This is a genomic window from Flavobacterium indicum GPTSA100-9 = DSM 17447, assembly GCF_000455605.1.
In the GTDB taxonomy this organism is placed as follows: Bacteria; Bacteroidota; Bacteroidia; order Flavobacteriales; family Flavobacteriaceae; genus Flavobacterium; species Flavobacterium indicum.
Window position 1 is genome coordinate 2,525,942 of sequence record NC_017025.1, and the last position, 23,961, is coordinate 2,549,902.

At 33.6% G+C, this 23,961-nt stretch carries 26 protein-coding genes and 1 pseudogene; 20 read left to right on the plus strand and 7 right to left on the minus strand.

What is annotated here, in order from left to right; translation table 11 throughout:
• Positions 1 to 25: 25 nt before the first annotated feature.
• The 3 genes from apaG (at position 26) to KQS_RS11785 (ending at position 6,001) form a co-directional block, all read left to right on the plus strand.
• A complete protein-coding gene (apaG, locus tag KQS_RS11775) occupies positions 26 to 412 on the plus strand; it encodes a Co2+/Mg2+ efflux protein ApaG (protein ID WP_014389400.1) in 387 nt (128 codons plus the stop codon).
• Positions 413 to 542: 130 nt separating this feature from the next.
• Positions 543 to 2,168, plus strand: coding sequence for an L-glutamate gamma-semialdehyde dehydrogenase (gene pruA / locus KQS_RS11780; protein WP_014389401.1), 1,626 nt, complete (start codon positions 543 to 545; stop codon positions 2,166 to 2,168).
• Positions 2,169 to 2,326: 158 nt separating this feature from the next.
• Positions 2,327 to 6,001 carry an alpha/beta hydrolase gene (locus tag KQS_RS11785; RefSeq protein WP_014389402.1) on the plus strand — a complete coding sequence of 1,225 codons (3,675 nt, stop codon included), beginning with the start codon at positions 2,327 to 2,329 and terminating at the stop codon, positions 5,999 to 6,001.
• Positions 6,002 to 6,035: 34 nt separating this feature from the next.
• Here KQS_RS11785 and rsmG read toward each other — a convergent pair whose 3' ends face one another.
• Positions 6,036 to 6,662 carry a 16S rRNA (guanine(527)-N(7))-methyltransferase RsmG gene (gene rsmG, locus KQS_RS11790; RefSeq protein WP_014389403.1) on the minus strand — a complete coding sequence of 209 codons (627 nt, stop codon included), beginning with the start codon at positions 6,660 to 6,662 and terminating at the stop codon, positions 6,036 to 6,038.
• A gap of 105 nt (positions 6,663 to 6,767) precedes the next feature.
• Between rsmG and KQS_RS11795 the strand changes: the two genes are divergently transcribed.
• The 5 genes and pseudogenes from KQS_RS11795 to KQS_RS11810 all read left to right on the plus strand — a co-directional run bounded on the left by KQS_RS11795 (position 6,768) and on the right by KQS_RS11810 (position 11,180).
• On the plus strand, positions 6,768 to 7,862 hold the full coding sequence (locus KQS_RS11795; protein ID WP_014389404.1) for a fatty acid desaturase family protein: 1,095 nt from the start codon (positions 6,768 to 6,770) through the stop codon (positions 7,860 to 7,862).
• A 35-nt stretch (positions 7,863 to 7,897) separates the two neighbouring features.
• Positions 7,898 to 9,085 (plus strand): pyridoxal phosphate-dependent aminotransferase, encoded by a 1,188-nt coding sequence (locus KQS_RS11800; RefSeq protein ID WP_014389405.1) that lies wholly within the window; start codon positions 7,898 to 7,900, stop codon positions 9,083 to 9,085.
• Between the two features lie 196 nt (positions 9,086 to 9,281).
• Positions 9,282 to 10,454, plus strand: a pseudogene (gene purT, locus KQS_RS11805) (formate-dependent phosphoribosylglycinamide formyltransferase); the annotation flags it as partial.
• 4 nt (positions 10,455 to 10,458) lie between these two features.
• Positions 10,459 to 10,602 (plus strand): hypothetical protein, encoded by a 144-nt coding sequence (locus KQS_RS14490; RefSeq protein ID WP_014389407.1) that lies wholly within the window; start codon positions 10,459 to 10,461, stop codon positions 10,600 to 10,602.
• 2 nt (positions 10,603 to 10,604) lie between these two features.
• The gene (locus KQS_RS11810) at positions 10,605 to 11,180 is read left to right on the plus strand and encodes a Crp/Fnr family transcriptional regulator (protein ID WP_014389408.1); all 576 of its coding nucleotides are present in this window, start codon (positions 10,605 to 10,607) and stop codon (positions 11,178 to 11,180) included.
• Positions 11,181 to 11,269: 89 nt separating this feature from the next.
• Here KQS_RS11810 and KQS_RS14535 read toward each other — a convergent pair whose 3' ends face one another.
• The 5 genes from KQS_RS14535 to KQS_RS11835 form a co-directional block, all read right to left on the minus strand.
• Positions 11,270 to 12,949, minus strand: coding sequence for a hypothetical protein (locus tag KQS_RS14535; protein WP_193790207.1), 1,680 nt, complete (start codon positions 12,947 to 12,949; stop codon positions 11,270 to 11,272).
• Positions 12,950 to 12,960: 11 nt separating this feature from the next.
• On the minus strand, positions 12,961 to 14,313 hold the full coding sequence (locus KQS_RS14685; RefSeq protein WP_014389410.1) for a ubiquitin-like protein: 1,353 nt from the start codon (positions 14,311 to 14,313) through the stop codon (positions 12,961 to 12,963).
• Positions 14,314 to 14,315: 2 nt separating this feature from the next.
• Positions 14,316 to 14,798 (minus strand): T9SS type A sorting domain-containing protein, encoded by a 483-nt coding sequence (locus KQS_RS11825; protein WP_014389411.1) that lies wholly within the window; start codon positions 14,796 to 14,798, stop codon positions 14,316 to 14,318.
• Positions 14,799 to 14,906: 108 nt separating this feature from the next.
• A complete protein-coding gene (locus KQS_RS11830; protein ID WP_014389412.1) occupies positions 14,907 to 15,458 on the minus strand; it encodes a T9SS type A sorting domain-containing protein in 552 nt (183 codons plus the stop codon).
• A 164-nt stretch (positions 15,459 to 15,622) separates the two neighbouring features.
• Complete coding sequence (locus KQS_RS11835) at positions 15,623 to 15,805, minus strand: hypothetical protein (protein WP_014389413.1); 183 nt, start codon at positions 15,803 to 15,805, stop codon at positions 15,623 to 15,625.
• 192 nt (positions 15,806 to 15,997) lie between these two features.
• Between KQS_RS11835 and KQS_RS14555 the strand changes: the two genes are divergently transcribed.
• The 11 genes from KQS_RS14555 to KQS_RS11885 all read left to right on the plus strand — a co-directional run bounded on the left by KQS_RS14555 (position 15,998) and on the right by KQS_RS11885 (position 22,056).
• The gene (locus KQS_RS14555) at positions 15,998 to 17,212 is read left to right on the plus strand and encodes a helix-turn-helix transcriptional regulator (protein ID WP_014389414.1); all 1,215 of its coding nucleotides are present in this window, start codon (positions 15,998 to 16,000) and stop codon (positions 17,210 to 17,212) included.
• A 208-nt stretch (positions 17,213 to 17,420) separates the two neighbouring features.
• Positions 17,421 to 18,134, plus strand: a complete 714-nt coding sequence (locus KQS_RS11845; protein ID WP_041252313.1) for a pirin family protein — start codon at positions 17,421 to 17,423, stop codon at positions 18,132 to 18,134.
• A 16-nt stretch (positions 18,135 to 18,150) separates the two neighbouring features.
• Positions 18,151 to 18,435: a GNAT family N-acetyltransferase gene (locus tag KQS_RS11850; RefSeq protein ID WP_014389416.1), complete on the plus strand. Its 285-nt coding sequence runs from the start codon at positions 18,151 to 18,153 to the stop codon at positions 18,433 to 18,435.
• A gap of 2 nt (positions 18,436 to 18,437) precedes the next feature.
• Complete coding sequence (locus KQS_RS11855) at positions 18,438 to 18,845, plus strand: OsmC family protein (protein WP_014389417.1); 408 nt, start codon at positions 18,438 to 18,440, stop codon at positions 18,843 to 18,845.
• A gap of 3 nt (positions 18,846 to 18,848) precedes the next feature.
• Complete coding sequence (locus KQS_RS11860; protein ID WP_014389418.1) at positions 18,849 to 19,076, plus strand: (4Fe-4S)-binding protein; 228 nt, start codon at positions 18,849 to 18,851, stop codon at positions 19,074 to 19,076.
• Positions 19,077 to 19,295: an AtaL-like protein gene (locus tag KQS_RS11865; protein ID WP_014389419.1), complete on the plus strand. Its 219-nt coding sequence runs from the start codon at positions 19,077 to 19,079 to the stop codon at positions 19,293 to 19,295. It begins immediately after the preceding gene.
• Positions 19,296 to 19,343: 48 nt separating this feature from the next.
• Positions 19,344 to 19,484, plus strand: a complete 141-nt coding sequence (locus tag KQS_RS14470) for a hypothetical protein (RefSeq protein ID WP_014389420.1) — start codon at positions 19,344 to 19,346, stop codon at positions 19,482 to 19,484.
• Positions 19,484 to 20,017, plus strand: coding sequence for an NADPH-dependent FMN reductase (locus KQS_RS11870; RefSeq protein WP_014389421.1), 534 nt, complete (start codon positions 19,484 to 19,486; stop codon positions 20,015 to 20,017). Before KQS_RS14470 ends, KQS_RS11870 begins: the two co-directional genes overlap by 1 nt.
• Before the next feature lie 146 nt (positions 20,018 to 20,163).
• Positions 20,164 to 21,033 carry an ACP S-malonyltransferase gene (fabD, locus tag KQS_RS11875; protein WP_014389422.1) on the plus strand — a complete coding sequence of 290 codons (870 nt, stop codon included), beginning with the start codon at positions 20,164 to 20,166 and terminating at the stop codon, positions 21,031 to 21,033.
• 83 nt (positions 21,034 to 21,116) lie between these two features.
• The gene (locus tag KQS_RS11880) at positions 21,117 to 21,377 is read left to right on the plus strand and encodes a hypothetical protein (protein WP_014389423.1); all 261 of its coding nucleotides are present in this window, start codon (positions 21,117 to 21,119) and stop codon (positions 21,375 to 21,377) included.
• On the plus strand, positions 21,370 to 22,056 hold the full coding sequence (locus KQS_RS11885; protein ID WP_014389424.1) for a peptidoglycan DD-metalloendopeptidase family protein: 687 nt from the start codon (positions 21,370 to 21,372) through the stop codon (positions 22,054 to 22,056). The genes KQS_RS11880 and KQS_RS11885 overlap by 8 nt, the downstream gene beginning before the upstream one ends.
• A gap of 41 nt (positions 22,057 to 22,097) precedes the next feature.
• Here the strand turns inward: KQS_RS11885 and KQS_RS11890 are convergent, their stop codons facing one another.
• The gene (locus tag KQS_RS11890) at positions 22,098 to 23,552 is read right to left on the minus strand and encodes a hypothetical protein (protein ID WP_014389425.1); all 1,455 of its coding nucleotides are present in this window, start codon (positions 23,550 to 23,552) and stop codon (positions 22,098 to 22,100) included.
• A 134-nt stretch (positions 23,553 to 23,686) separates the two neighbouring features.
• Between KQS_RS11890 and KQS_RS11895 the strand changes: the two genes are divergently transcribed.
• Complete coding sequence (locus tag KQS_RS11895; protein WP_014389426.1) at positions 23,687 to 23,938, plus strand: hypothetical protein; 252 nt, start codon at positions 23,687 to 23,689, stop codon at positions 23,936 to 23,938.
• The last annotated feature ends 23 nt before the right edge of the window (positions 23,939 to 23,961 follow it).

Below are 23,961 nucleotides of genomic sequence, written 5' to 3' on the forward strand. Positions count from 1 at the left end.
CTTTGACAGAAGTAATAAATCTAATATGGTTACACAAATTACCAGCGGCATAAAAATTTCAGTTTCAACTAGTTTTGAAGGTACGTATTTCAAAAACTACAAGATTCATTATGCCTTTAGTTATCAAGTAACTATTGAAAATCAAAGTAAAGATTCGGTTCAATTAAACTCTCGCCATTGGGAAATTCATGATTCCTTGAATGATTTAGATATTGTTGACGGCGAAGGTGTAATTGGAAAAAAACCAGTAATTAAGCCCGGTGAAAAACATTCTTATAGCTCTGGATGTCTTTTATCTTCACCAATTGGAGCTATGAAAGGTTTTTACAATATGATCAATTTTACTACTACAAAAAGTTTCAAGGTTACTATTCCTACCTTTAAATTAATGGCTCCATTTGCCATGAACTAACCTTCCAATATTTGTAACAAATAGTACTGATTATTCAAATAAACCTTTGTATTTTTGCTTCTAAATAAATCTTTCTTAATTATTTGAGATTTATTTGAGAATTGTCTAATTAAATTTAAACCATAACATCATGCCAAAAGGATTTTTTAACGTACCAAAAGCTCTTAACGAACCCGTTAAAAGTTATGCACCCGGTACGCCAGAAAGAGAACAAGTTTTAAAAGCGTATAAAGAATTATGGAATACTTCAATTGATGTTCCTTTATACATAGGTAAAGAGCAAATTAAAACAGGAAACACCAAAACAATGTCTGCTCCTCATGACCACCAACATATTGTAGGAACTTATCATTTGGCTGAAAAAACGCATGTAGAAAAAGCTATTGCCGAAGCTTTAGAAGCTAGAAAAGCTTGGGCTTCATTACCATGGGAACATCGAGCATCCATCTTTTTAAAAGCAGCTGAATTAATTGCCGGACCTTACCGTGCAAAAATCAATGCTGCTACCATGATTGCACAATCAAAAACCGTACATCAAGCAGAAATTGATGCCGCTTGTGAGTTAATTGACTTTTTACGTTTCAATGTAGAATTCATGACTCAAATCTATCAAGACCAACCTTATTCTCCTTCAGATGTTTGGAATCGAGTTGAATACAGACCGTTAGAAGGATTTGTTTATGCTGTTACGCCTTTCAATTTTACTGCAATTGCAGCGAACTTACCTGCTTCAGCTGCAATGATGGGTAATACTGTTGTTTGGAAACCAAGCGACAGCCAAGTATTTTCTGCCAAAGTGATCATTGATATTTTCAAAGAAGCTGGATTACCAGACGGTGTAATCAATGTTGTTTTTGGTGATCCAATCATGATTACAGATACTGTTTTAGCAAGTCCAGATTTTGCTGGAATTCACTATACTGGTTCTACTTTTGTATTCAAAGAAATTTGGGCTAAAATTGGCGCAAATATTCATACTTATAAAACCTACCCAAGAATTGTTGGAGAAACCGGTGGAAAAGATTTCATCTTAGCACATCCTTCTGCTGACCCTATTCAAGTAGCAGCTAATTCAATTAGAGGTGCATTTGAATTCCAAGGACAAAAATGTTCTGCAGCATCAAGAGCTTATTTCCCAAAAAGTTTATGGCCTGCTATTAAAGCTGAATTCGATAAAGAAATCCCAACTATTAAAATGGGATCTCCAGAAGATTTAAATAATTTCTTTACAGCCGTAATTCATGAAGGATCTTTTGACAAATTAGTTTCTTACATCGAACAAGCCAAACAAGATGCTGATGCTGAAATTATTTTTGGTGGCGGTTACGACAAATCAAAAGGATGGTTTGTAGAACCTACAATTATCTTAACTACAAATCCAAAATATAAAACAATGGAAACAGAATTGTTTGGTCCTGTTTTAACCATTTATATTTATGAGGATGCGGAGTGGAGTTCTGTTCTTAAATTAATTGACGAAACTTCTGAATATGCCTTAACTGGAGCTGTATTTAGTGAAGATCGATATGCCATTAATGAAGCGGCTAAAGCCTTAGAAAATGCAGCTGGTAACTTCTATATCAATGACAAGCCTACTGGCGCTGTAGTTGGTAATCAACCGTTTGGAGGAGCTAGAGCTTCTGGTACAAACGACAAAGCGGGTTCTGCTCAAAACTTATTGCGTTGGGTATCTCCAAGAACAATTAAAGAAACGTTCGTAACACCCGTAAATTATAGATATCCGTTTTTAGGATAATTTTACAATATTTACTAAAAGGCCTAGAAAAATTTCTAGGCTTTTTTCTTTATAACGATTTTTTTAACAATAATTTTTGGTTTTTAATAAATTTTTTATAATTTGAGCAATCGATTTAATATGCAAGCATACTAAATCGCACAAAAAAACCAAAAACTATGATAAAAAAAATTACTTTAGCCCTATTGCTTCTACAATTTCATGCGTTCTCTCAAGAAAAATCAAAGGTTTCCAATACATTTGATTTATTTAAAGAAAGATCATCCACAAAAATTGTATACAACCGAGTTGCTCCAATTGCAAATTTAATTTCCCCAAAAACCACACCTATAACTTCCATTGAATTCAAACAAGCGTTCCACGAAATTCAACGTGCTGATTTTTTAAATCGCTTACCCGAAATTGATTTATTAGAACAAGAAACCGACAAGGGTTTTGCCGAAAATTACATTCCTCTTTCCATACTTATTTCGGAATTTGATAACCTCAAACCTGAATTAAAAAATTCGAGTGCAATAAGTACCAACAATCAAAACCAATTGATTCCCACACAAAACATCAATTATTTTGACACCCATAAAATTGGAGTTTCTGGATTATTAATTAAAGAATTAAAAGGTAAATCATTTGTAATAAATTTAAAAAACGAACTGATTTTCAACACCACTTCAAACACAATCAACAAGATTGAAGCTAAAATTGACAACGGTACTTTTTTCACAATAAACATTAACAAACCTCAAACAATTTCATTTGATTCTTTTGGTAAACACACAATAGAATTCAAAATAACTTTAAGCAACCAACAAACGTTTACTAATTTATTTGAATGTTCAAACACTGAAAAACCTATTGATTTAAGCACCTTAAAAAACGTATCGCAACAAGCACCATCTGCAGTAAGCCCTTTAACCACTATAACTTCTAGTTTAACCTACCAAGGTTATGCAGAAACAGCAGCTTATGCAGGTAGAGGAGAATTTCAAATCTTTTATGACAATGAAGCTGGATTATTAGACAAAATTATTTTAGTTTGTGATGGCTTTGACCCTGGAGATTCTAGAAAAGTTCCTGACATCTACAATTTATTAAATTACGGAACTCCTACTCAAAATTTAGGGGATAATGTTCGAAATTTAGGCTATGATGTTGTTGTCTTAAACTTTCCACAATACACACGTCCTAGTACCACTACAACAATTGACGGAGGCGTTGATTATATTCAAAGAAATGCACGAGTAATGATGGAATTAATCAATTACTTGAACGCAAATAAAGTTGGAAATCAAGAATTAGTAATTATCGGACCTAGTATGGGTGGCTTAATTTCACGTTATGCCTTAAGATACATGGAACAAAACGGTATGGATCATAAAACCCGTTTATGGATGTCTTTTGATTCTCCTCATTTAGGGGCAAATGTACCTATTGGAATGCAACATATGTTTAACTATTTAGCGTACGATTCTGATATTTCCGATTTAACGGTTCGTGCTATAGTTGACGCCATGCTTAAAAGTCCCGCTGCTCGTGAAATGCTTTTAGATCATTTTGAAGGTCATTTAATTTCAGGAAGTTTAACCGATTTTGATCAAACCGCAGCCAATTTATTACCTAAAGGGCATCCCACACATAGAACTCCTTTCCAAAACGAATTAAACACTATGGGTTTCCCTCAAAATTGTAGAAAAATTGCAATTTCAAATGGGGCCAGTAATGGCGCTATGACAGGAACACCGGGTATGACTATTTTAAATGCATTAGATGTTCCCGATAGTTCTGGTTTTACAAGAGCGTTATTAGATTTAAATTTTACACCGAATACAAGTGGCAACATTCGTGTAAGTAGAGTAAGAAAACAAGCTTGGACATTATTTTGGGTGACCATTGGAACGGGGCAAACGAATGCAGCTTCCCCTTCAACTTCAGCCGGTTTGGATGCTGCACCAGGTGGATTATTTAATTTAGAAAGTTTAGCTGCAGGCGCCGGAAGCAACCCTACTTTAACTCGATTCTTAAATGCAATGACTTTGAAAAAGTTTGATTTCATTCCGGCAAGAAGTTCTGTAGGCGTAACAAGTACACAAAATTGGTATGCCACAATTAATGCCGCGAGTGGAAGCCCGTTTGATGCTTTTTACATGCCAACTGCAAGTGAAGACCATGTGACGTTAACACCAAATAACGTAACCTTTGCCATGAATGAAATTGTGAATAACATTCAACTAAAGTGTCCTAATACAACAACTTGGAACGGAACTTCTTGGTCTAATGGCCTTCCAAACGAAGATACTCAAGTTACATTTACGGGAAATTACACTTCTTCGGGCGATTTAGACGCATGTAGTATAACCGTTTCAGGAACTTCAATTGTTTCTTTTAATGCCGGACATAATTTAAAAGTAAGAGGTGGTGTAAATGTTGCTACTACGGCACAATTAAATTTTGATTCAAATGCTAATCTATACCAAATTGAAGAAATTGCAAACACTGGAAATGCACAAATAAAAAGAAATACCACTTTAAAGAGATTGGATTATGCAGGTTGGTCATCACCTGTATTGAACCAAAACTTACAAAGTTTTTCTCCAAATACATTATCCAATCGTTTCTATACGTATAACCCTGCTGGTACATCAACACCAACTGCTTATGTACCTGTATCTAGTCCCTCAACCACGGCATTTGACACAGCTACTGGATATTTAATTCGTGCAGAAAACACTATGCCGACCACATTAACTAGTTGGACTGGAACTTTTAGTGGTGTACCTAACAACGGAAGAATAAATCAACCTATAACTCTAGCAGGAACAGGTTTAGGTTATAACTTAGTTGGAAACCCTTATCCTACTCCTTTAAATATTAATGAAGTTATCGTTGGAAACCAAGCAACAATTGACGGTACCTTATATTTTTGGACGAATACGAATGCAGCTGTAGGCGGAGTGTACACAGCAAATAATTTTGCTACTCGTAATTTAACCGGTGGAACAGCGGCTGTGAATGGCTCACTTATTCCTGATACTTATATTCAATCCGGACAAGGATTTTATGTGAATGCTCTAGCAACTGGTACTATGTATTTCACCAATAGTATGCGAAACAAAACAAGCAATAATCAATTTATAAACAGACTTTCTACTCCCTCTTTAAGTACAGTCCAAGAACCAGAAAATAGAATATGGATTAATTTATCTGAAGGCGATAAAAAACACAATCAAATTTTGGTTGGTTATTTACAAGAAGCCTCAAACCATCTAGATTTCGGTTATGATGCAAAATTATTTAATAATGGAAGTAGTGCTTTATATTCTATTTTGAATAATGAGGAATTCGTAATTCAAGCAAAAGGATTACCATTCAATGAAGATGAAGTTATTCCATTAGGATTTAAAACTCAAAACTCAGGTACGTTTAGTATTTCATTAGATCATGTTGATGGAATTTTCAACTCACAAAACAACATCTATTTAAAAGATAATGCTACAAATAGCATGATCAACTTAAAAGAAAATAACTATACATTTTTATCTGAACCAGGAAATATTAAAAATCGATTTGAGATACGTTTCAAAAAAGAAGCCAATACGCTTAACACTGAGTTAAATGAACTAATACTATTTGACAATCAAAACACATTAACGGTTCAAAGTAAAACAAAAATTCAAACTATTGAACTGTATGACACTTTAGGCAGGTTAATAGAAAAAGTGGAAGATATAAATGAAACTCGTTTTGAATTTATAAAATTGAAAAAAAATAATTGTATTTATATTGTTAATGTGAAAGACACTAACGGAACCAAAACTTCTAAAAAAGTGATCTTTTAAACTAAAAATCCCGAGTGAATTACTCGGGATTTTTTTATTTATACTTCAAGGGCAAATACACTACTTTTTTGGTTTCAAAAAATTCATCTGAAAAATAATCCGATAAATTAAACAACTGCACGGTTTGGTACACTGCCAACTCTTCGGTTAAATCGCCTCCCTTTAAATACAAAATTCCATTTTTAAAATCGTGGATGGAATCTTTCTTCGTTTTGTCTTTAACCCATTTTACAAAATCGGGCATATTAGTAACTGCTCTACTTACAATAAAATCAAATTCTTCATTTACTGTTTCGGCTCTTTTTTGCTCTGCTTTTACATTTTTTAAACCCAAAGCATTCGCCACTTCTTGAACCACTTTTATTTTTTTTGCAATCACATCAATTAAATAAAAGTTAGTTTCTGGAAATAAAATAGCCAAAGGAATACCCGGAAAACCGCCTCCTGTTCCCACATCCATAACAGTTGCCCCAGGTTTAAAGGCCATTATTTTTGCAATACCCAACGAATGTAATACATGTCGAGTATACAATTCATCAATATCTTTTCTCGAAATCACATTGATTTTTGCATTCCAATCAGAATACAAATCATATAATTGGGCAAATTGCTCTTTTTGAAGCGGCGTTAAGTCAGGAAAATAGTGTAAAATCTGTTCCAAAATGTTAATTTTTATGCAAAAATACGCTTTTTCTGTTAGATGACATTTATCACATTTAATTTTGGATATTTATTAGTACATTTGAAGAATTAAATTAAATAAATTATGTCAACTCAAGCTCCAATTTTTGCTAAAATTGATAAATCACAGTTTTTCAGAACGTTAAATAAACGCGTAAACGAATATTTCAAAGAAAACAACATTAAGAAAACAGGAAATTGGCAATTACATTTAAAAACAATTGTTATGTTTACTTTGTTTTTAGCTCCTTATTTTTTCCTATTAACCGTAGACATGCCCTTTTGGTTATACATTCTATTAAATGTAGTTATTGGAATTGGAATGGCCGGCGTTGGAATGAATGTAATGCACGATGGAAATCACGGTGCTTATTCCGATAAATCATGGTTGAATAAAATCATGGGAAGTAGCATTTATATCTTAGCTGGAAATGTGTACAATTGGCAAGTTCAACACAATGTTTTACACCATACTTATACTAATATTTTAGGACATGATGAAGATTTAGAAGCCGGAAGAATTTTGCGTTTTTCTCAAACCTCTAAATGGTACAAACACCATAAATTTCAACATTTATACTCTATTTTCTTGTATGGATTATTAACGTTCAACTGGGCAATCACTACTGATTTCTTGCAGATGAAACGCTACTTAAAAAGAAAATTATCATATGGCGAATTTAAAAGTCCAACCTTCCAATGGACTACTTTAGCCATTACTAAAGCCTTATATTTTTCTATTTGGATTGTAATCCCTATTGTTTTAGGTATTACTTGGTGGAAAGTTTTATTAGGTTTTGTAGTGATGCATTACACAGCAGGATTAATATTAAGTGTGGTATTCCAATTAGCACACGTGGTTGAAAACACGGTGAACCCCGAACCCAATGAAAACGGAGAAATGGAAAACACTTGGGCTGTTCATCAATTATTTACTACAGCTAATTTTGCTCCAAAAAACTGGTTAATTAATTGGTACACTGGCGGATTAAACCACCAAATAGAACATCATATTTTCCCTAACATTAGCCATATTCATTATGGAAAAATTGGAGAAATTGTTAAACAAACTGCAAAAGAATGTAATTTACCTTATTACGAATTTAAAACAACAAGAGCCGCAATTGCTTCTCACTTTAAACACTTAAAAGAATTAGGTAAAAAACCACAATTAGCATAAAATTTAAATAATATCCAACACAACCAAAAATTAAAATGAACAACATTTTATCTGAAAGAATTAACAATTTAGCTGTTTCGCAAACATTAGCCATGGCAGCTTTAGCAAGAGAATTAAAAGCACAAGGTAAAGACATCATTAGTTTAAGTTTAGGAGAACCCGATTTCAACACTCCTGATTTTATTAAAGAGGCGGCCAAAAAAGCTATTGATGATAATTATTCTGCTTATCCACCAGTAGATGGATATGTTGATTTAAAAGAAGCGATTTCAACTAAATTCAAAAGAGATAATAATTTAGACTATAAACCTTCTCAAATTGTTGTTTCAACAGGAGCTAAGCAATCTTTATATAACATTGCACAAGTAATGTTAAATGAAGGAGATGAAGTCATTTTACCTGCTCCTTATTGGGTTTCTTATTATGAAATTGTAAAGCTATCAGGCGGTGTTCCTGTTGAAGTTCCAACTTCTGTCGAAACGAATTTCAAAATTACACCTGCTCAGTTAGAAGCGGCCATTACACCCACAACCAAAATGATGTGGTTCAGTTCACCTTGTAATCCATCGGGTTCTATTTACAGCAAAGAAGAATTAGAAGGGTTGGTTGAAGTATTAAAAAAACATCCAAATATTTATGTGGTTTCTGATGAAATCTACGAACACATTAATTATACAGGCAATTATTGTTCCATTGGTTCAATCCCAGGAATGGAAAACAATACAATAACGGTTAATGGTGTAGCAAAAGCATTTGCCATGACTGGTTGGAGAATTGGCTATATGGGCGCACCTGAATTCATTGCTAAAGCGTGTACAAAAATGCAAGGACAAGTAACAAGTGCCGCAAGTTCAATTGCACAAAGAGCAACGAAAGCGGCTGTTGAAGCAGATCCTTCAGCAATTAAATACATGGTTGACGCGTTTAAAAACAGAAGACAATTGGTTTATAATTTACTTTCAGAAATTCCCGGATTTAAATTAACCATGCCAGAAGGTGCCTTTTATTTTTTCCCAGATGTTTCAGAATATTTTGGAAAAACATTACGCGGACAAGTAATTAAAGACGCTAATGATTTTGCTATGTATTTGTTAGCCGAAGCCAATGTAGCAACAGTTACAGGTGATGCCTTCGGAAATCCAAATTGCATCAGACTTTCTTACGCAACTAGCGAAGAACAATTAACAGAAGCCATCAAAAGAATCAAAGAAGCAGTAGCTTAATCACATATGCCCTAAGGAAACTTGGGGCTTTTTTATTTTTTATAGCGTGCCCTTTCAGGTCGGGCTGTCCGCAGTACATGGTACTTTGCTTCCATCCCTCACGCAAACCACATTTCAATATTCAACATTCGTTTTCAGCAGTACAAATTAAAAAGAATCACTTATGAAAAACGAATTTTAAAGCACAAACACAACAAAAATGAATAAAAAAATAGTATTACTAGGCTCAGGAGAATTAGGAAAAGAATTCGTTATTGCAGCACAACGTATAGGACAAACCGTAATCGCAGTGGACAGTTATGCTCAGGCACCTGCGATGCAAATAGCCGATGCATTTGAAGTAATTAACATGTTAGATGGTGAAGAATTGGATCGAGTTATTGCTAAACATCAACCCGATTTCATTGTTCCCGAAATTGAAGCCATTCGCACCGAACGCTTTTATGACTATGAAAAACAAGGCATCACCGTAGTTCCTTCCGCTAAAGCGGCGAACTTCACCATGAACCGAAAAGCCATCCGAGATTTAGCGGCAAAAGAATTAGGTCTTCGCACCGCAAATTATCGCTATGCCACTACGAAAGAAGAATTAGAACAAGCGGTTACAGAAGTAGGCATTCCGTGTGTAGTCAAACCATTGATGAGTTCATCAGGCAAAGGGCAGTCTACCATTAAAAACGAAAGTGATATTGAAAAAGCTTGGAATTATGCCGTAGAAGGATCTCGAGGAGATATTATAGAAGTAATTGTAGAAGCTTTTGTAAAATTTAATTCGGAAATCACATTATTAACCGTAACACAAAACAATAATTTACCAACGCTTTTTTGCGCTCCAATTGGACACAGACAAGAACGTGGTGATTATCAAGAAAGTTGGCAACCGGCAAGAGTAACTGAAAAAGATATTTTAGAAGCTCAAAACATGGCCAAAAAAGTGACCGAAGCTTTAGGTGGAGCTGGAATTTTTGGCGTAGAATTTTTCTTAACAGATGAAGGCGTTTATTTCTCTGAATTATCTCCAAGACCACACGACACAGGAATGGTCACTTTAGCAGGAACTCAAAATTTCAACGAATTTGAATTGCATTTACGCGCCATTTTAAGTCTACCAATTGCAGAAATCACATTGGAAAAACCAGGTGCAAGTGCTGTTATTTTAGCTAGTGAAAATTCTGAAAATCCAACATTTACAGGTGTTGAAGCAATTGCAGCTCAACCAAAATCGGACTTTAGATTATTTGGAAAACCTACATCAAGACCTTACAGAAGAATGGGAGTAGCTTTAACTTACGATACTTTTGAAACACCAATTGAAGAAATTGTGGAACGAGCGAAAAAAATTGCTACCTTAGTAAAAGTAAATGCTTAATTATATGAAAAAAATTATTGCCTTAGCATTAATCGCGTTAGTTTTTGCTTCGTGTGGACCAAGAAGATTAGGGTGTGGACCTTATCGTCGTTGTGAAATAAAAGAAATCAAAAAAAGTGAATCCACGTTAGAAAAATACAATTGTTAATAATGTCTTTACTTCTTGACAATATTAATAAAATTATAACACTAACACCTGAGGAAGAACAATTGATTCTTTCTCAGGTTGAAGTGAAACCATACAAATCAAAATCACTTTTATTAAAAGCAAATGAAATTTCGCGTAACACCTATTTTATTCAAAGTGGAGTGGTACGAAGTTTTAACATCAATGATCATATTATTGAACATGTATTACATTTTGCTTGCGAAGGATGGTGGATTGGGGATATGTACAGTTACATCACTGAAAAACCAGGTAACTTATTTATTGAAGTCATTGAAGATGCTGAAATTGTAATTATATCTAAAGAAAAACATCAAATACTTTATAGGGAAATACCAAAACTAGAACGTTACTTCCGAATTTTAGCAGAAAATTCATTAGTAGCACATCAAGAACGTTTGATAGACAATTTGAGCTTAACTGCCGAGGAACGATTTGAAAAATTCTGTTCTAAATACCCTACCCTTATTCAACGAGTACCACAAAAACAAATCGCCTCTTACATTGGTGTAACGCCTGAATTTTTTAGTAAGATGAAAGCGCGATTACTGAAAAAATAAAAACGAGCCATTGCTGACTCGTTTAATTGATATTTTACAAATATTAAGAATCGTTGAGAAAGATATAATCTTAATAAAGTATTTATGTTTTACAATTTCATAATGGTAATATTCGATCCGGCTACCGTTGAAGTGGGTTGAGATGCTGTTGAACTATTAGCACTTACCGCCACAATTCTGAATGTATCACCAGCAGATAATTGAATAACTTTATTCAAAGAACCTTGTCCTCTAATACCTGTAGGCAGTACATTATGCAAAGTTGGATAATCACCATAAAAAACATCTCCACCATTAGACCCATAAGTAGCATTATTTTTAATTAAGGTAAGGTAAGGTGGAACTGTGCTACTTGCAGGAGTTGCGTCATTACACAATAGTTTTACTTGAATTAGATAAGTCCCTGCTCCTGTTGTGCCAACTGTAAAAACTCCAGTGGTATTGTTGTAAGTCCCTAAAGTTGGTGAATTGATCACATTATTGAACACAATAGTTGTAGGACTTGTAGAAGTTGCTACAGGTAAAGTTTCTGATGAACCACCTACTTTATTAGCAAATAGTTGAACTGAAGCTCCACTTCCACCAGCACTTGGTGTTACCCATTGCGTTGCTCCGGCACCATCTGTAGTCAACACTTGATTTGCAGTACCTCTTGTCGTTGGCAACGTAAAATTATCAGAAGTTGATTGGGCATTTACTTTTAGTTGTCCTGTTACTTCAGTTAATGTATTAACGTTGCTTCCAATACGTGTCATGTTATCTTGTGTAATAGAAGCATCACTAATATTATTCCCAATTACAGTTACGTTATTTCTATTCGTTAGCAAGTTTACATTTGTACCGATAGCGATAACATTATTATGATTATTTCCGTTGTTTACCGAATTATATCCAATAACTACATTATTGGCTCCAATTGTATTTGAAAACAAAGTATTACGACCTAAAGTAGTATTATTAGCACCAGATGTATTAGACCTTAAAGATTGAGATCCTACAGCTACGTTATAAATTCCTGATAAATTATTTTCTAATACATCAGCTCCTACTGCCACATTATGAATTCCTGTTGTATTGTATCTTAAAGTTCCTATTCCAAGTGCTGTATTAGCATGTCCTGTTGTATTTGCACTCAAAGTATTGTAACCTACACCCGTATTCCAGTTACCATTAAGACCTCCAGAAGGCACTGTAATTGCACCACTATTATACCCAAAAAACGTATTTAATCCTAAACTGCTATTAGATATAAAACCTGAACGGACATTGTTTACTTTAAACTCTAATGACTTATTATCTACATTACCAATAAAATTAGTTCCTTCAACCGTTCCTATATTTCCATTTTTATTCCAACCATCTCCTGAAGTTTTAGCATATAAAGCATAAGGTGCACTCAATAATTGAGAAGTACCTGTAATCGTATAGGAAGAACCGCCTGTTGGATCGGTTTCTGTTTTGATGAAATAGGGACCGTTTGCCCAGTTGATAGTAGCCATGTTTCCTGAAACTACTGCACCACCACCTATTTCTAAGCTCACTAAACCGTTTGCATTAGAGGTTGGGGTTTGTGTTTCTACATAAACGGCTGTTCCTGTAGCCGAACCTTGTAAAATACTAATTTGCATGCCTACCGGTTGGTTGATCACTAAGTTATTGGTAGTGTTGCGCACTACGGCTTGGTAGCTCATTTTTTCTGGAGCTTGCGCGAAAGCTAAACTTCCGATAAATAAAGAAGTAGCTACAATAAGTTTTTTTATATTTTTCATGATTGTCATAATTATTTAATTCTTACAATGTTCAAAAACGTACTTCCATCTGACGAGGTGTTAGCGGCTGTAGCATTTGATGACGAAAAAGCTCTAAAGCGTAGAGTATCTCCAGCATTTAGATAAATAAAAGTATCCAAATGACTCGCTTGTCTTAGTACATTTTCTGAAGTATTTCCAGATGTAAAGATTGAAGAAAGATACAAAGCACCTGTTTTACCAGCACCAACAGAATTATTTTTATCCATGTAGTAAAGTACTCCTACAGAAAAAAGAGTACCTGTTGCAGAAACTCCTCTTACTTGTGAGTTTATTTGATACCAGCCTGCCCCTGAGCTACCAACTGTAAAAATAGAGCCATTCCAAGTGTTACCACCTGTAAGACTTGCGTTTGGGTTATTAGAACCAGAAAAACTAAGTACGGTGGTACTAGTGCCTCCAGTTAAATCAGGAATATTTTGAATAGTGGTATTAGTAACGCTTACTTCTACATTTGGATACGCACTTGCCGCAGCACTTGGAGTTACCCATTGTGTATTGTAATCTGTTCCATCCACTTTTGCAAGAACTTGTCCTGTTGTTCCACCTGTAGGTACACCTTGTCCGTTAGCTCCCGGAACACCTGCTGGCCCTTGTGGTCCTGTTTCACCTTGTAATCCTTGTGGTCCAGACGCACCAGTTAATCCGATTGGTCCTTGTGGTCCTGCAGGTCCTTGCGGGCCAGGAGTTGAACTCCCTGATGTTTTGGCATATAAAGCATAAGGTGCACTCAATAATTGAGAAGTACCTGTAATGGTATAGGAAGAACCGCCTGTTGGATCGGTTTCTGTTTTGATGAAATAGGGACCGTTTGCCCAGTTGATAGTAGCCATGTTTCCTGAAACTATTGTACCACCACCAATTTCTAGCGTCACTAATCCGTTCGCATTAGAGATTGGAGTTTGTGTTTCTACATAAACGGCTGTTCCTGTAGCCGAACCTTGTAAAATACTAATTTGCATGCCTACCGGTTGGTTGGTTACTAAATTATTAGTAGTGTTACGCACTACGGCTTGGTAGCTCATTTTTTCAGGTACTTGAATTGTGGTTGTAACAGTTAATACAATTGTACTGTTATTAGTTACAATACCAACATCAGCAAGTGTTTGACCGTCTTGAATTGTTGTACCATTCCAAGATATGACTTGGTTTATAACTGGAATTGAAATTTGATCAAATATTTTGTTCTTAACATTTTCTCCACTATCGGATGGCTCTACATCTAATGAAATAGTTCCATTATTAGGTGTTTGCACGAATAAATTCATTCCGTACGTTTGTAATGTTAAGAAAGAAAATATAATTAGTGTGTAAATTTTTTTCATGATTAATTCTCTTTTTTAATGATTTTAAATGTTTTTACCTCTTTGTTGTGGCTAACAACTTTTAATAAAAAAATTGCTGCTGGTAAGCGTTCCATTTGAATAGAAGATGTTTCGGTAGTAATTTGTTCATTTAAAATCATTCTTCCGTTTAAGTCAAATAATTGATACGAAAGATTAGAGAAATCTGTATTTCGTACTTCAAGTTGTAACCAGTTGGTTGTTGGATTTGGATACACCGCTAACTGCAAGTTAATGTTGAAATTCTCTGCACCTAACACCGTTTGAATTTCAAAAGGTTGTTGCACACCTTGAGCCACTGAACCGGTTGTTCCGGTGTTGGTTGTATACACCACTTGCCCTACTGTATAACTCACGTTTCCGTTTGTTCCAGAAGCGTTACCTCCTGCAGTAGCTACTGCTTCTTGTGCTTGTGTTTGAAAAGCACCTAGTAAAAGTGTGGCAATGAGTAATTTTTTAATTTTCATTGGGTTCATATTTAGTTAATAAAAAAAGATAATACCGTGTAGATTATACTAGTATATAAAATAAATAATAGAATTTCTAAACGGTATTTTTCTATGTTTTTCAAAGTATTATTTTTTTAGAATTGTATAAGTTAAACCATTTGAAAGCTTTAAATAATAATTTCCATTTGTTAAGTTTTCAAGATTAATAGTATTGTTAGAAGCTAATATCCCGTTTAATAAGGTTCTTCCCATTACATCATATATGGTGTAACTTTCAGTATTTGTTAGACCTATAATATTAATTAAATTTGTGGTAGGATTAGGATAAATCTTCACTTGATCTATGCTAAAGTCTTTTATACTAAGATTTCCTGTTACTTGTGGTAGTGGCATAGATCCGTCTTCGTCTAATAACCAGTTAGTAACCAAATCTGGTGTAGCAACATTATTTGTTGAATAATAATAAGATGAATTCGGAGATTTAATGATCCAAAAAAGACCTGTAGACCAAAACATAGTATTACTGTTAGGTCCCAGGTAATTCGGCTTTCCATTTAGCATTCCATTTTGAATGTATGTACCATTTACGCTAGAAGTGCCTGCTCCAGAAATGACTAGGTTTTGAGAATAAGTTAAAAAAGTTAATGTAAAGCTTAAAATTGTAAAGATTTTTTTCATTTTTGTGATATTTAAGTTAATTAAAAATTGAAAGTATTACACAGAATATGTCACTGTATAAAAAAGTTAAAAGAATTTCTAAACGATATTTTTCTATGTTTTTCAAGAAGTTAATTTTTAGATTAGTTGATTGTTTAACTAACTACGCATTTTTTTTTGTTGGTCTAGTTTTCTTTTTTTAACTTTTCAAGTAATTCTTTTTGTTCTTTTTGCTTCAGAATTCCCATTACTTCTTTGATATTTTCATCCGTCAATGGAATGTCATTTTGAATGCAGGTGTAAATCGCCTCATTTCTTTTAATGGAAAAAAGTCGCAAATGGTTTTTAATACGTTCTAAAAATTTCATTTGTATTTTGTTTGCTACAAAGTTGAGCAAGACTTGTATTAAAATCTAATTTTGTTCGGGTAGTTAATGGGTAGTTTTTACGACTACCCAATGGGTAGTTATGACTAAATAATTGACAATCAATTTTTTAAAATCAATACTTATTTTACACAATTAATTGTTCATTTTTTATCTTTGAGAAAATTTTTAGGTATGGTAAAAAAGCATTTCCCTATATTGCTTTTAATTTTATTTGTATTTACTCAATCTTTTGGTCAGTCAGAAAAACTCAAAAAATTAGAAATTCAAATCAAAACTTTAAATGATAATTTGCAATATGAAAAATCGATTGCAGTATTAAATGAAATAGTAATAAATGAGCAATCCACTCATTATGAAAAATATTATGCCTACTTATTAGAATCTTTTACATACAAACGTTTATTTAACTATACCAAAACACTACATAAGTTAGATTTAGCTCTTACTGAAGGCTTGCAAAGTGATCGTGTAGAAGAAGTCCAAAATACCATTATGGCCGAAAAATGTTTTGTATATTTTGACACGCAAGACTATCCTAAAGCTGAAGCTTTGATAATTCAACTGAGAAAACTAAACTTCAAACACATATCTATCCCTACAAAATCTTGGATTATCATGCAGGATGGATATATTAAAATGTTAAACAAAGATTATATTAAATCGGAACAATTACTGGATGAAGCGGCAGCTCTGGTTCTAGCAAATTCTCCTGAAAATTTACCCAATATTTATGGTAAAAAAATGGAGCTTTATAATAAAATGAAACTTTTTGAAAAGCGCGACACCACTTTTAAAGAAGGTTTACAATTAGCAAAAAAATACCATAAAGTAAAATATGAAATGTATTTATATCAAGTAATGCGTAACATATTTCAAGAAAATGAAGATTATAAAAATGCTTTTTTTACACAAAAAAAATATGATTCCATTGTAAAATTTTACAATGCAACTGATGCTAATGGAAAATTAGAATTAGCTGAAAAAAAATTAGAAGACGAGAATAGAAAGCTAAAAGAACAAAACGAAAAATATATAGATTACATATTATATGGTGTTATTGTATCATTACTCCTTTTATTGTATTTTGCCCTTAGATTATACCAATCAAATAAGGCAAAAAGAATTTTAGTTGAAAAAGAGAACACCAGAATCCACGATGAAATTGAACGTTTAACCCAAGCACTAGATGAAAAAGGAAACACAACATTAAATTTATCAAACTATAATTTAACCGAACGTCAATTAGAAATTATTGAATATATTCGTTTAGGTTTAACCAATAAAGAAATAGGTTCTAAACTTTTCATATCTGAAAATACTGTCAAATACCATCTAAAAATAATATATGAAATATTAAATGTAGAACACCGTTCGGCAATACGATAATTTCTTAATGTAGATTAAGTAAAATTACCTTCATAACACTCTAACTTTGTATTATAAAATTTAATAAGTCATGAACAGAAAAGATTTTATAAGTAAAAGTATCCTTGGAACTGCAGCTGTACTAACTGGTTCAACATTAGCAAAAACAAGGGTAATAAAAAATAAAAGTTACGAGTTAAACAATTTACAACAAATAAATTCAAAAATTATGAAAACGGTTTTACATACATCAGAATCAAGAGGACATGCTAATCATGGATGGTTAAATGCCTACCACAGTTTTAGTTTTGCTAATTGGTACAATCCAGAACGAATTCAATTTGGTCAATTGCGTGTTTTAAACGACGACACCATTGCTGCTGGTATGGGCTTTGGCACCCACCCACACGATAATATGGAAATAATTACTATTCCTTTAGAGGGCGATTTAGCCCATAAAGACAGTATGGGTAATGCTTCAACGATCAAAAATGGCGATGTTCAAGTCATGAGTGCTGGTACCGGAATTATGCACAGTGAATTCAATCCCAATCACGACCAACAAACAAAACTTTTTCAAATTTGGGTTTTCCCAAATAAAAGGAATGTTACTCCAAGATACCAACAAATTTCCTTAAATTTAGAAGATAGAACTAATACCTTTCAACAAATATTATCTCCAAATCCAGATGATGATGGTGTTTGGATTCATCAAGACGCTTGGTTTCATTTAGGTAAATTTACTAAAGATTCTACCGAAAAGTATACCATTAAAAAAGAAGGCAATGGCGTTTATGTTATGGTTGTAAGTGGAAAAGCCATTATAAATGGCCAAGAATTAAAACAAAGAGATGCACTTGGTGTTTGGGATACAAACAGTTTTGATATAGAAATGAGTGCCAATACAGAAATTTTGTTGTTAGAAGTTCCAATGGAAGATTAATTTAAAAAGTAAAATTATGAGTATAAATATTCGATTAGAAGCCAATGAAAAAAAGGGTGCTTTTCATTTGGAAGAAGACGGAATGGAAAGAGGATTAATGACTTTTGTATGGGCGAGTACGGATAAAATCATTATTGACCATACTGAAGTTGATCCTACTTCTGGTGGAAAAGGATTTGGCAAAATGCTGGTAGAAGCTGCTGTTACTACAGCTAGGGAAAAGGGAATTAAAATTATTCCTCTTTGTCCTTTTGCCAAAAAAATAATTGAAAAAACACCAGAATTTCAAGATGTTTTATAAGTATGGAGTATCTTTTAGAAAATAATTTAACTGGAAATATTAGTACACAAAAATACAAATGTACAATCACTTGGCGCAATGGTATTTTGGTTATGGATGAACCTGCGAAAATTGGAGGTCAAGATTTGGGCCCAGATCCTTATTCCACGCTTTTGGCTTCTTTAGCCGGTTGCACGTTATCTACCTTACGCATGTATATTGATAGAAAGGGTTGGAATATTCCTGAAATTAATATATCTTTAAACATGTCACAAGAGAACAATCCTGAACTCACCACAATAATTACCAGAGAAATTTCTTTTTCAAATGAAATTGAAGAAGCTGTAAAAAACAGGTTGCTGGTAATTGCTGAAAAATGTCCAGTTTCTAAACTATTAAAAAATCAAGTACTCATAAATACAACTATTTAAATTATGGATCCAAAAAACATTAAAAAAGAATACACGAATGGCGAAGTAACCATTGTGTGGCAATCGGGAAAATGCATTCATTCTGGAAATTGTGTAAGAAACAACCCTGATGTGTTCAAGCCCAAAGAACAACCTTGGATAACTCCTGCTCATTCTACTACTGAAAAGATAATGGAAACAATTAATAAATGTCCTTCTGGTGCATTAACATATTACTTGAACGAAAAATAAATGGTAGATTACACTGCAATTGTGAATGCCAGTTTGGAAAAAGTTTGGCATCATTTGATACTTAAAATTGAAAAGCCAGAAAATTTTGTACCTGGGGTTTCGGATGTGCATATACTTGAAAAAAAGGAGGATTTCATTGTTAGAAAAATGACAATTACTTCTGAAGGAAATTCTACAACGTTAACCGAAAAAATAACACTCGAACCTTTTAAGGTCTGATTTCTTATACTGGAACATCCAAAATTTGAAGGTTATGTAGATAACGACGTGAAGGCCATTTCTGAAAATGAAACTAAAATTACATTTACCATCAACTGGATTGACAAAAACACAAAAGTTGAATTTGACAATGCAGAATTGGTTAAAAATGCCGTATTAAAAACAAAAAATTACATAGAAGAAAATTAATGAAAAAAATAATCGTTTTTGGAGCTTCTTCCAGTTCAACATCAATAAACAAACAATTTGCAACGTATGCTGCCTCTTTATTTACCAATTCAAATATTGAAATTTTAGATTTGAATGATTATGAAATGCCTTTATTTTCAGTAGATAAAGAAAAAAACGGCATTCCTAAAGAAGCTCATAATTTTTATGCTAAAATGGGTGAAGCCGATTTATTAGTAATTTCATTTGCAGAACACAATGGTAATTTTTCTACGGCATTTAAAAATTTATTAGATTGGGCATCAAGAATTAATGCAAAAACGTTTCAAAATAAACCCGCACTTTTACTTGCAACCTCACCTGGTGCTCGAGGAGGAAGTTCGGTATTAGAAATTGCAACGAAACGATTTCCTTTTCAAGGTGGCATTGTTTTAAATAGTTTTTCATTACCAAGCTTTTATGAAAATTTTGATATAGAAAAAGGAATCACTAACGAAGAATTGAAAAAACAGTTATTGGAAATTGTAAATTCAATTGAAATCACTAACGACTAGAAGTTAATAAAAGTAAGCACTCATTAAAAACCAATTGAAAACATATAGGACCGCGTAGAAATAAATTTTACATATATGAATTCTAATAAAAATGTTATTTTTGTTGCTCAAGAAAAACTTGAAACTTTAAACTTGAAACAAATTTTATGAAAGCATACGTATTTCCAGGTCAGGGTGCTCAGTTCACCGGAATGGGTAAAGATTTATATGAAAGTTCTCCATTAGCCAAAGAGTTATTTGAAAAAGCTAATTCTATTTTAGGTTTCCGAATCACAGATATAATGTTTGAAGGGACGGCTGAAGAATTAAAAGAAACTAAAGTAACCCAACCAGCTGTATTTTTACATTCTGTAATTTTAGCTAAAACATTAGATGTTAAACCTGATATGGTTGCAGGACATTCTTTGGGTGAATTTTCGGCATTAGTAGTAAATGGAGCTTTATCTTTTGAAGATGGATTAAAGTTGGTTTCACAACGTGCTTTAGCAATGCAAAAAGCATGTGAAATTACTCCATCTACCATGGCGGCGGTTTTAAACTTAGACGACAAAACAGTTGAAGATATTTGTGCTTCTATTGACGGAGTGGTTGTTGCAGCTAACTATAATTGCCCTGGACAATTAGTGATTTCAGGAGAATTAAAAGCCGTGGAAGAAGCTTGTGAAAAAATGAAAGAAGCAGGTGCTAAACGTGCTTTAATTTTACCTGTTGGTGGTGCATTCCACTCACCAATGATGGAACCAGCTAGAGAAGAATTAGCTGCGGCAATTGAAGCAACTACTTTTGCTACACCTAGCTGTCCTGTTTATCAAAATGTAACTGCCAATGCTGTTTCAGATCCCGATGAAATTAAAAAGAATTTAATTGCTCAATTAACGGGTGCCGTAAAATGGACACAATCGGTAAACCAAATGATTGCTGATGGCGCAACTAGTTTTACTGAAGTTGGACCCGGAAAAGTTTTGGTTGGTTTAGTAAACAAAATCAACAAAGAAGTTGAAACGATTTCTGCATAAACAATAACTTTAAAAATTTTAAGGTACAAAGTGATACATTTTGTACCTTTTTTTATATTTGTTTTATAACCAATTTTTTTAAAATGAAAAAAATAGTATTCACAACACTCACCTTTACTTTATTACTATCTTGTAAAGAAGAAACTAGAGAAAAAGTTAAAGAAGCAGGAAAAGCGGTTGGCTCTGAAGTAAAAGTTGCTGCTCAAAAGACCAAAGAGAAAGTTGGCAAATATATTGACACCGCAAAAGTAAAAGAAAAAGCGAATAAGATCATTTCAAAAAGTGCTGAAGTTGTAGAAAAAGGAGCAAAAAAAGTAAAAGAATCAGCGAGTAAAAATGAATAAATTCGAAGAACTACTTTTTAACCAAATGGATGTTACGGTACTTGCTCCTACTGTAAAGAAAAGCGCTTACGTACCCATTGATCTTTCAATAAACAACAAAGCCCTTTTTAATTTTAACATCAACGACCCACAAGAATTTGAAGACTACATCAATTCTTTTTTAAAAGCACATCAGCGTAAAATTGCCTATGGAGGCTATCTCGAAAAAAGAGCTATTTATCAAATTAGTGATGTGTTTAAAAATACAGCTATTGAACGCGATATTCACATCGGTTTGGATTTATGGATAGAAGCAGGCACTGCAGTTGTAGCTGCATTAGACGGTATTATTCATAGTTTTCAAGACAATACAGCACGTGGGGATTATGGTCCTACTATAATTCTTCAACATGAATTAGAAGGTATTGTGTTTTATACGTTATACGGACATTTAGCAAAAGAAAGTTTAAAGAATTTAATTGTTGGTCAAACCGTAAATAAAGGTAAGGAAATAGCTAAATTAGGCGCTCCTCCCATAAATGGTAATTATGCGCCGCATTTGCATTTTCAAATAATTAAAGATATTGAAAATAAAGTTGGAGATTATCCTGGCGTGTGTAATATTGAATCCCTTGACTTTTATAAAAACAATTGTCCAGACCCTAATTTATTATTAAAAATTAATAGTCCCATCTTGTAACGAAACAATATGGGACTAAAGTAAAAAAATAGGGGCAATTTTTAATTGTATTTTTGAATTCTTTGTTCTTGTTGGTCTAGTTTTTTTGGGCCAATTGGGAATCTTACATCAACATGTTTTGATTGCAACTCTCCTTTATTGTTAAAAGTATCCGCACGATTCGCTACAATATTCCATGAAAAACTAACATTTGATTTTCCGTTATTTAATTCTTTCACTTTAAATCCGTTTTTAGTTTTTTGAGTGACAAAAACACCATTACAGTCTCCTTCCAATTGAACAAATACTTTCATTGGATGTTTGTCATCAACAAAAATGTGTCTGGCTAATAATTCGTCTATTTTTATATATGCTTCACCATTAACTAACTTTCCCGTACCAAAATCTTCAAATAAAATTTCAGGCGTTTCTGTAGCATGTAGGATTCTATTATTTCCTTCACCGTCTTCAACCATGGTAGATAAGGAACCACCTCCTAAAACTTTATAAGAAGTATTATTATTTCTTGCACCAACAAAAACAAAATCAGTAGTTGACGTATTAGCATCAAAATAACCTCCATAGGTTACATCTCTTCGAGCAGCAGTAGACCCTGTAAAATAATCCACATCTTTCCCCGCAATTCTTGCAAAAGGCCCGTTGTTTGTAGTTAAATTATCGTCCTGATCATATTCAAAATAAGCCGCATTGTAATCTACTCCTGCTCCCTTACCTACTCCTCTAACATGCAAGCCAGTTGTACCTTGACCTGATACTCCTACCGACTCACCTGGCAATTCCGTAAATGTTGTTCTTCCTGCCACACCTAAAACTCCCATTACTGTTGAAGTTGCATTTGCCGCCAAAGCAGCACTAATACCTATTACCCCTCTTCCGCCATTAGGATCTAAATTCCCTCCATCAATTACAAATTGTGTTCCTGTAGAATTCAAAGCTCGAATCGTTCTGGCTGAATTATTGCTGTTTACAAATAATCCTGTTTGTGCATTTCCCGCATTAATTGTAGTCAATGTATTGGTAGAAGGAGTAGCATTATTACCAATAACAACTTGACCATCATTTTCAATCGTCATTCGAACTTGATTATTTGATTTAAAAATTAAATTTTGATTATCAACTGTTCCTAAAAAATTCAATGCCGGATTGGTACCAGAATTCCCTACTAACGACCAATTTTGTAATCCACTAGCCCCCGCAGAACGCAAGGGCACCCATTCTGTATTGAACCAATAATAAAATCCTGGTGTCACGGCATTAACACCAATACCATTGGTTGCTGTATTAAACACCAATACGCCGTTAGCAATTGGAGACGGACCAACTGGAGCTTGCACTAAAGTTGACGTTAATGCTACTCTAGGAATTAATACGCCTCTCGATGAACTTTCGACTTGAAACTCCACTCCATTTAAAATATTAGTGGTTCCTACACCGACTTGTGCGAAACTTTGGTTTAAAAATAAACCCATCAAAATAATTGCAATTTTCTTTTTCATTTTTTCTTATCTTTATAAAACCCATCTACGCATTTTTATAAATATTGGATTTTATAAAAAGAAAAAAAGTTTGGCACGTAGTTTGAAAATACATTTCTGTTCAAAAATTATTAATTTATAAAAACAAAAACAACATGAAAAAAGTAATTTTAGGTTTAGCAGTGATGGCTGCAGTATTAGTTTCTTGTAAAGACGAAACTAAAGACAAAGTAGAAGAAACAACAGAAGCAGTAGGTGCTGAAGTAGAGCAAAAAATGGATACAGCTGCTGCAAAAATTGATGCTGCTGTAGATACTGCTCAAGCAAAAGCAGGTGAAGCAATGGAGAAAGTAGCTGACAAGATGGAAGAAAGCGCGGCTAAAATGAAAGAAGCAGCTAAAAAGTAATTCTTTAAAAAAATGAATCCCGA

Coding starts and splice junctions, on each gene's coding strand:
- apaG (WP_014389400.1), top strand. CDS start 26: ATGGTTACACAAATTACCAGCGGCATAAAAATTTCAGTTTCAACTAGT.
- pruA (WP_014389401.1), top strand. CDS start 543: ATGCCAAAAGGATTTTTTAACGTACCAAAAGCTCTTAACGAACCCGTT.
- KQS_RS11785 (WP_014389402.1), top strand. CDS start 2,327: ATGATAAAAAAAATTACTTTAGCCCTATTGCTTCTACAATTTCATGCG.
- KQS_RS11795 (WP_014389404.1), top strand. CDS start 6,768: ATGTCAACTCAAGCTCCAATTTTTGCTAAAATTGATAAATCACAGTTT.
- KQS_RS11800 (WP_014389405.1), top strand. CDS start 7,898: ATGAACAACATTTTATCTGAAAGAATTAACAATTTAGCTGTTTCGCAA.
- KQS_RS14490 (WP_014389407.1), top strand. CDS start 10,459: ATGAAAAAAATTATTGCCTTAGCATTAATCGCGTTAGTTTTTGCTTCG.
- KQS_RS11810 (WP_014389408.1), top strand. CDS start 10,605: ATGTCTTTACTTCTTGACAATATTAATAAAATTATAACACTAACACCT.
- KQS_RS14535 (WP_193790207.1), bottom strand. CDS start 12,949: ATGAAAAATATAAAAAAACTTATTGTAGCTACTTCTTTATTTATCGGA.
- KQS_RS14685 (WP_014389410.1), bottom strand. CDS start 14,313: ATGAAAAAAATTTACACACTAATTATATTTTCTTTCTTAACATTACAA.
- KQS_RS11825 (WP_014389411.1), bottom strand. CDS start 14,798: ATGAAAATTAAAAAATTACTCATTGCCACACTTTTACTAGGTGCTTTT.
- KQS_RS11830 (WP_014389412.1), bottom strand. CDS start 15,458: ATGAAAAAAATCTTTACAATTTTAAGCTTTACATTAACTTTTTTAACT.
- KQS_RS11835 (WP_014389413.1), bottom strand. CDS start 15,805: ATGAAATTTTTAGAACGTATTAAAAACCATTTGCGACTTTTTTCCATT.
- KQS_RS14555 (WP_014389414.1), top strand. CDS start 15,998: ATGGTAAAAAAGCATTTCCCTATATTGCTTTTAATTTTATTTGTATTT.
- KQS_RS11845 (WP_041252313.1), top strand. CDS start 17,421: ATGAAAACGGTTTTACATACATCAGAATCAAGAGGACATGCTAATCAT.
- KQS_RS11850 (WP_014389416.1), top strand. CDS start 18,151: ATGAGTATAAATATTCGATTAGAAGCCAATGAAAAAAAGGGTGCTTTT.
- KQS_RS11855 (WP_014389417.1), top strand. CDS start 18,438: ATGGAGTATCTTTTAGAAAATAATTTAACTGGAAATATTAGTACACAA.
- KQS_RS11860 (WP_014389418.1), top strand. CDS start 18,849: ATGGATCCAAAAAACATTAAAAAAGAATACACGAATGGCGAAGTAACC.
- KQS_RS11865 (WP_014389419.1), top strand. CDS start 19,077: ATGGTAGATTACACTGCAATTGTGAATGCCAGTTTGGAAAAAGTTTGG.
- KQS_RS11870 (WP_014389421.1), top strand. CDS start 19,484: ATGAAAAAAATAATCGTTTTTGGAGCTTCTTCCAGTTCAACATCAATA.
- fabD (WP_014389422.1), top strand. CDS start 20,164: ATGAAAGCATACGTATTTCCAGGTCAGGGTGCTCAGTTCACCGGAATG.
- KQS_RS11880 (WP_014389423.1), top strand. CDS start 21,117: ATGAAAAAAATAGTATTCACAACACTCACCTTTACTTTATTACTATCT.
- KQS_RS11885 (WP_014389424.1), top strand. CDS start 21,370: ATGAATAAATTCGAAGAACTACTTTTTAACCAAATGGATGTTACGGTA.
- KQS_RS11890 (WP_014389425.1), bottom strand. CDS start 23,552: ATGAAAAAGAAAATTGCAATTATTTTGATGGGTTTATTTTTAAACCAA.
- KQS_RS11895 (WP_014389426.1), top strand. CDS start 23,687: ATGAAAAAAGTAATTTTAGGTTTAGCAGTGATGGCTGCAGTATTAGTT.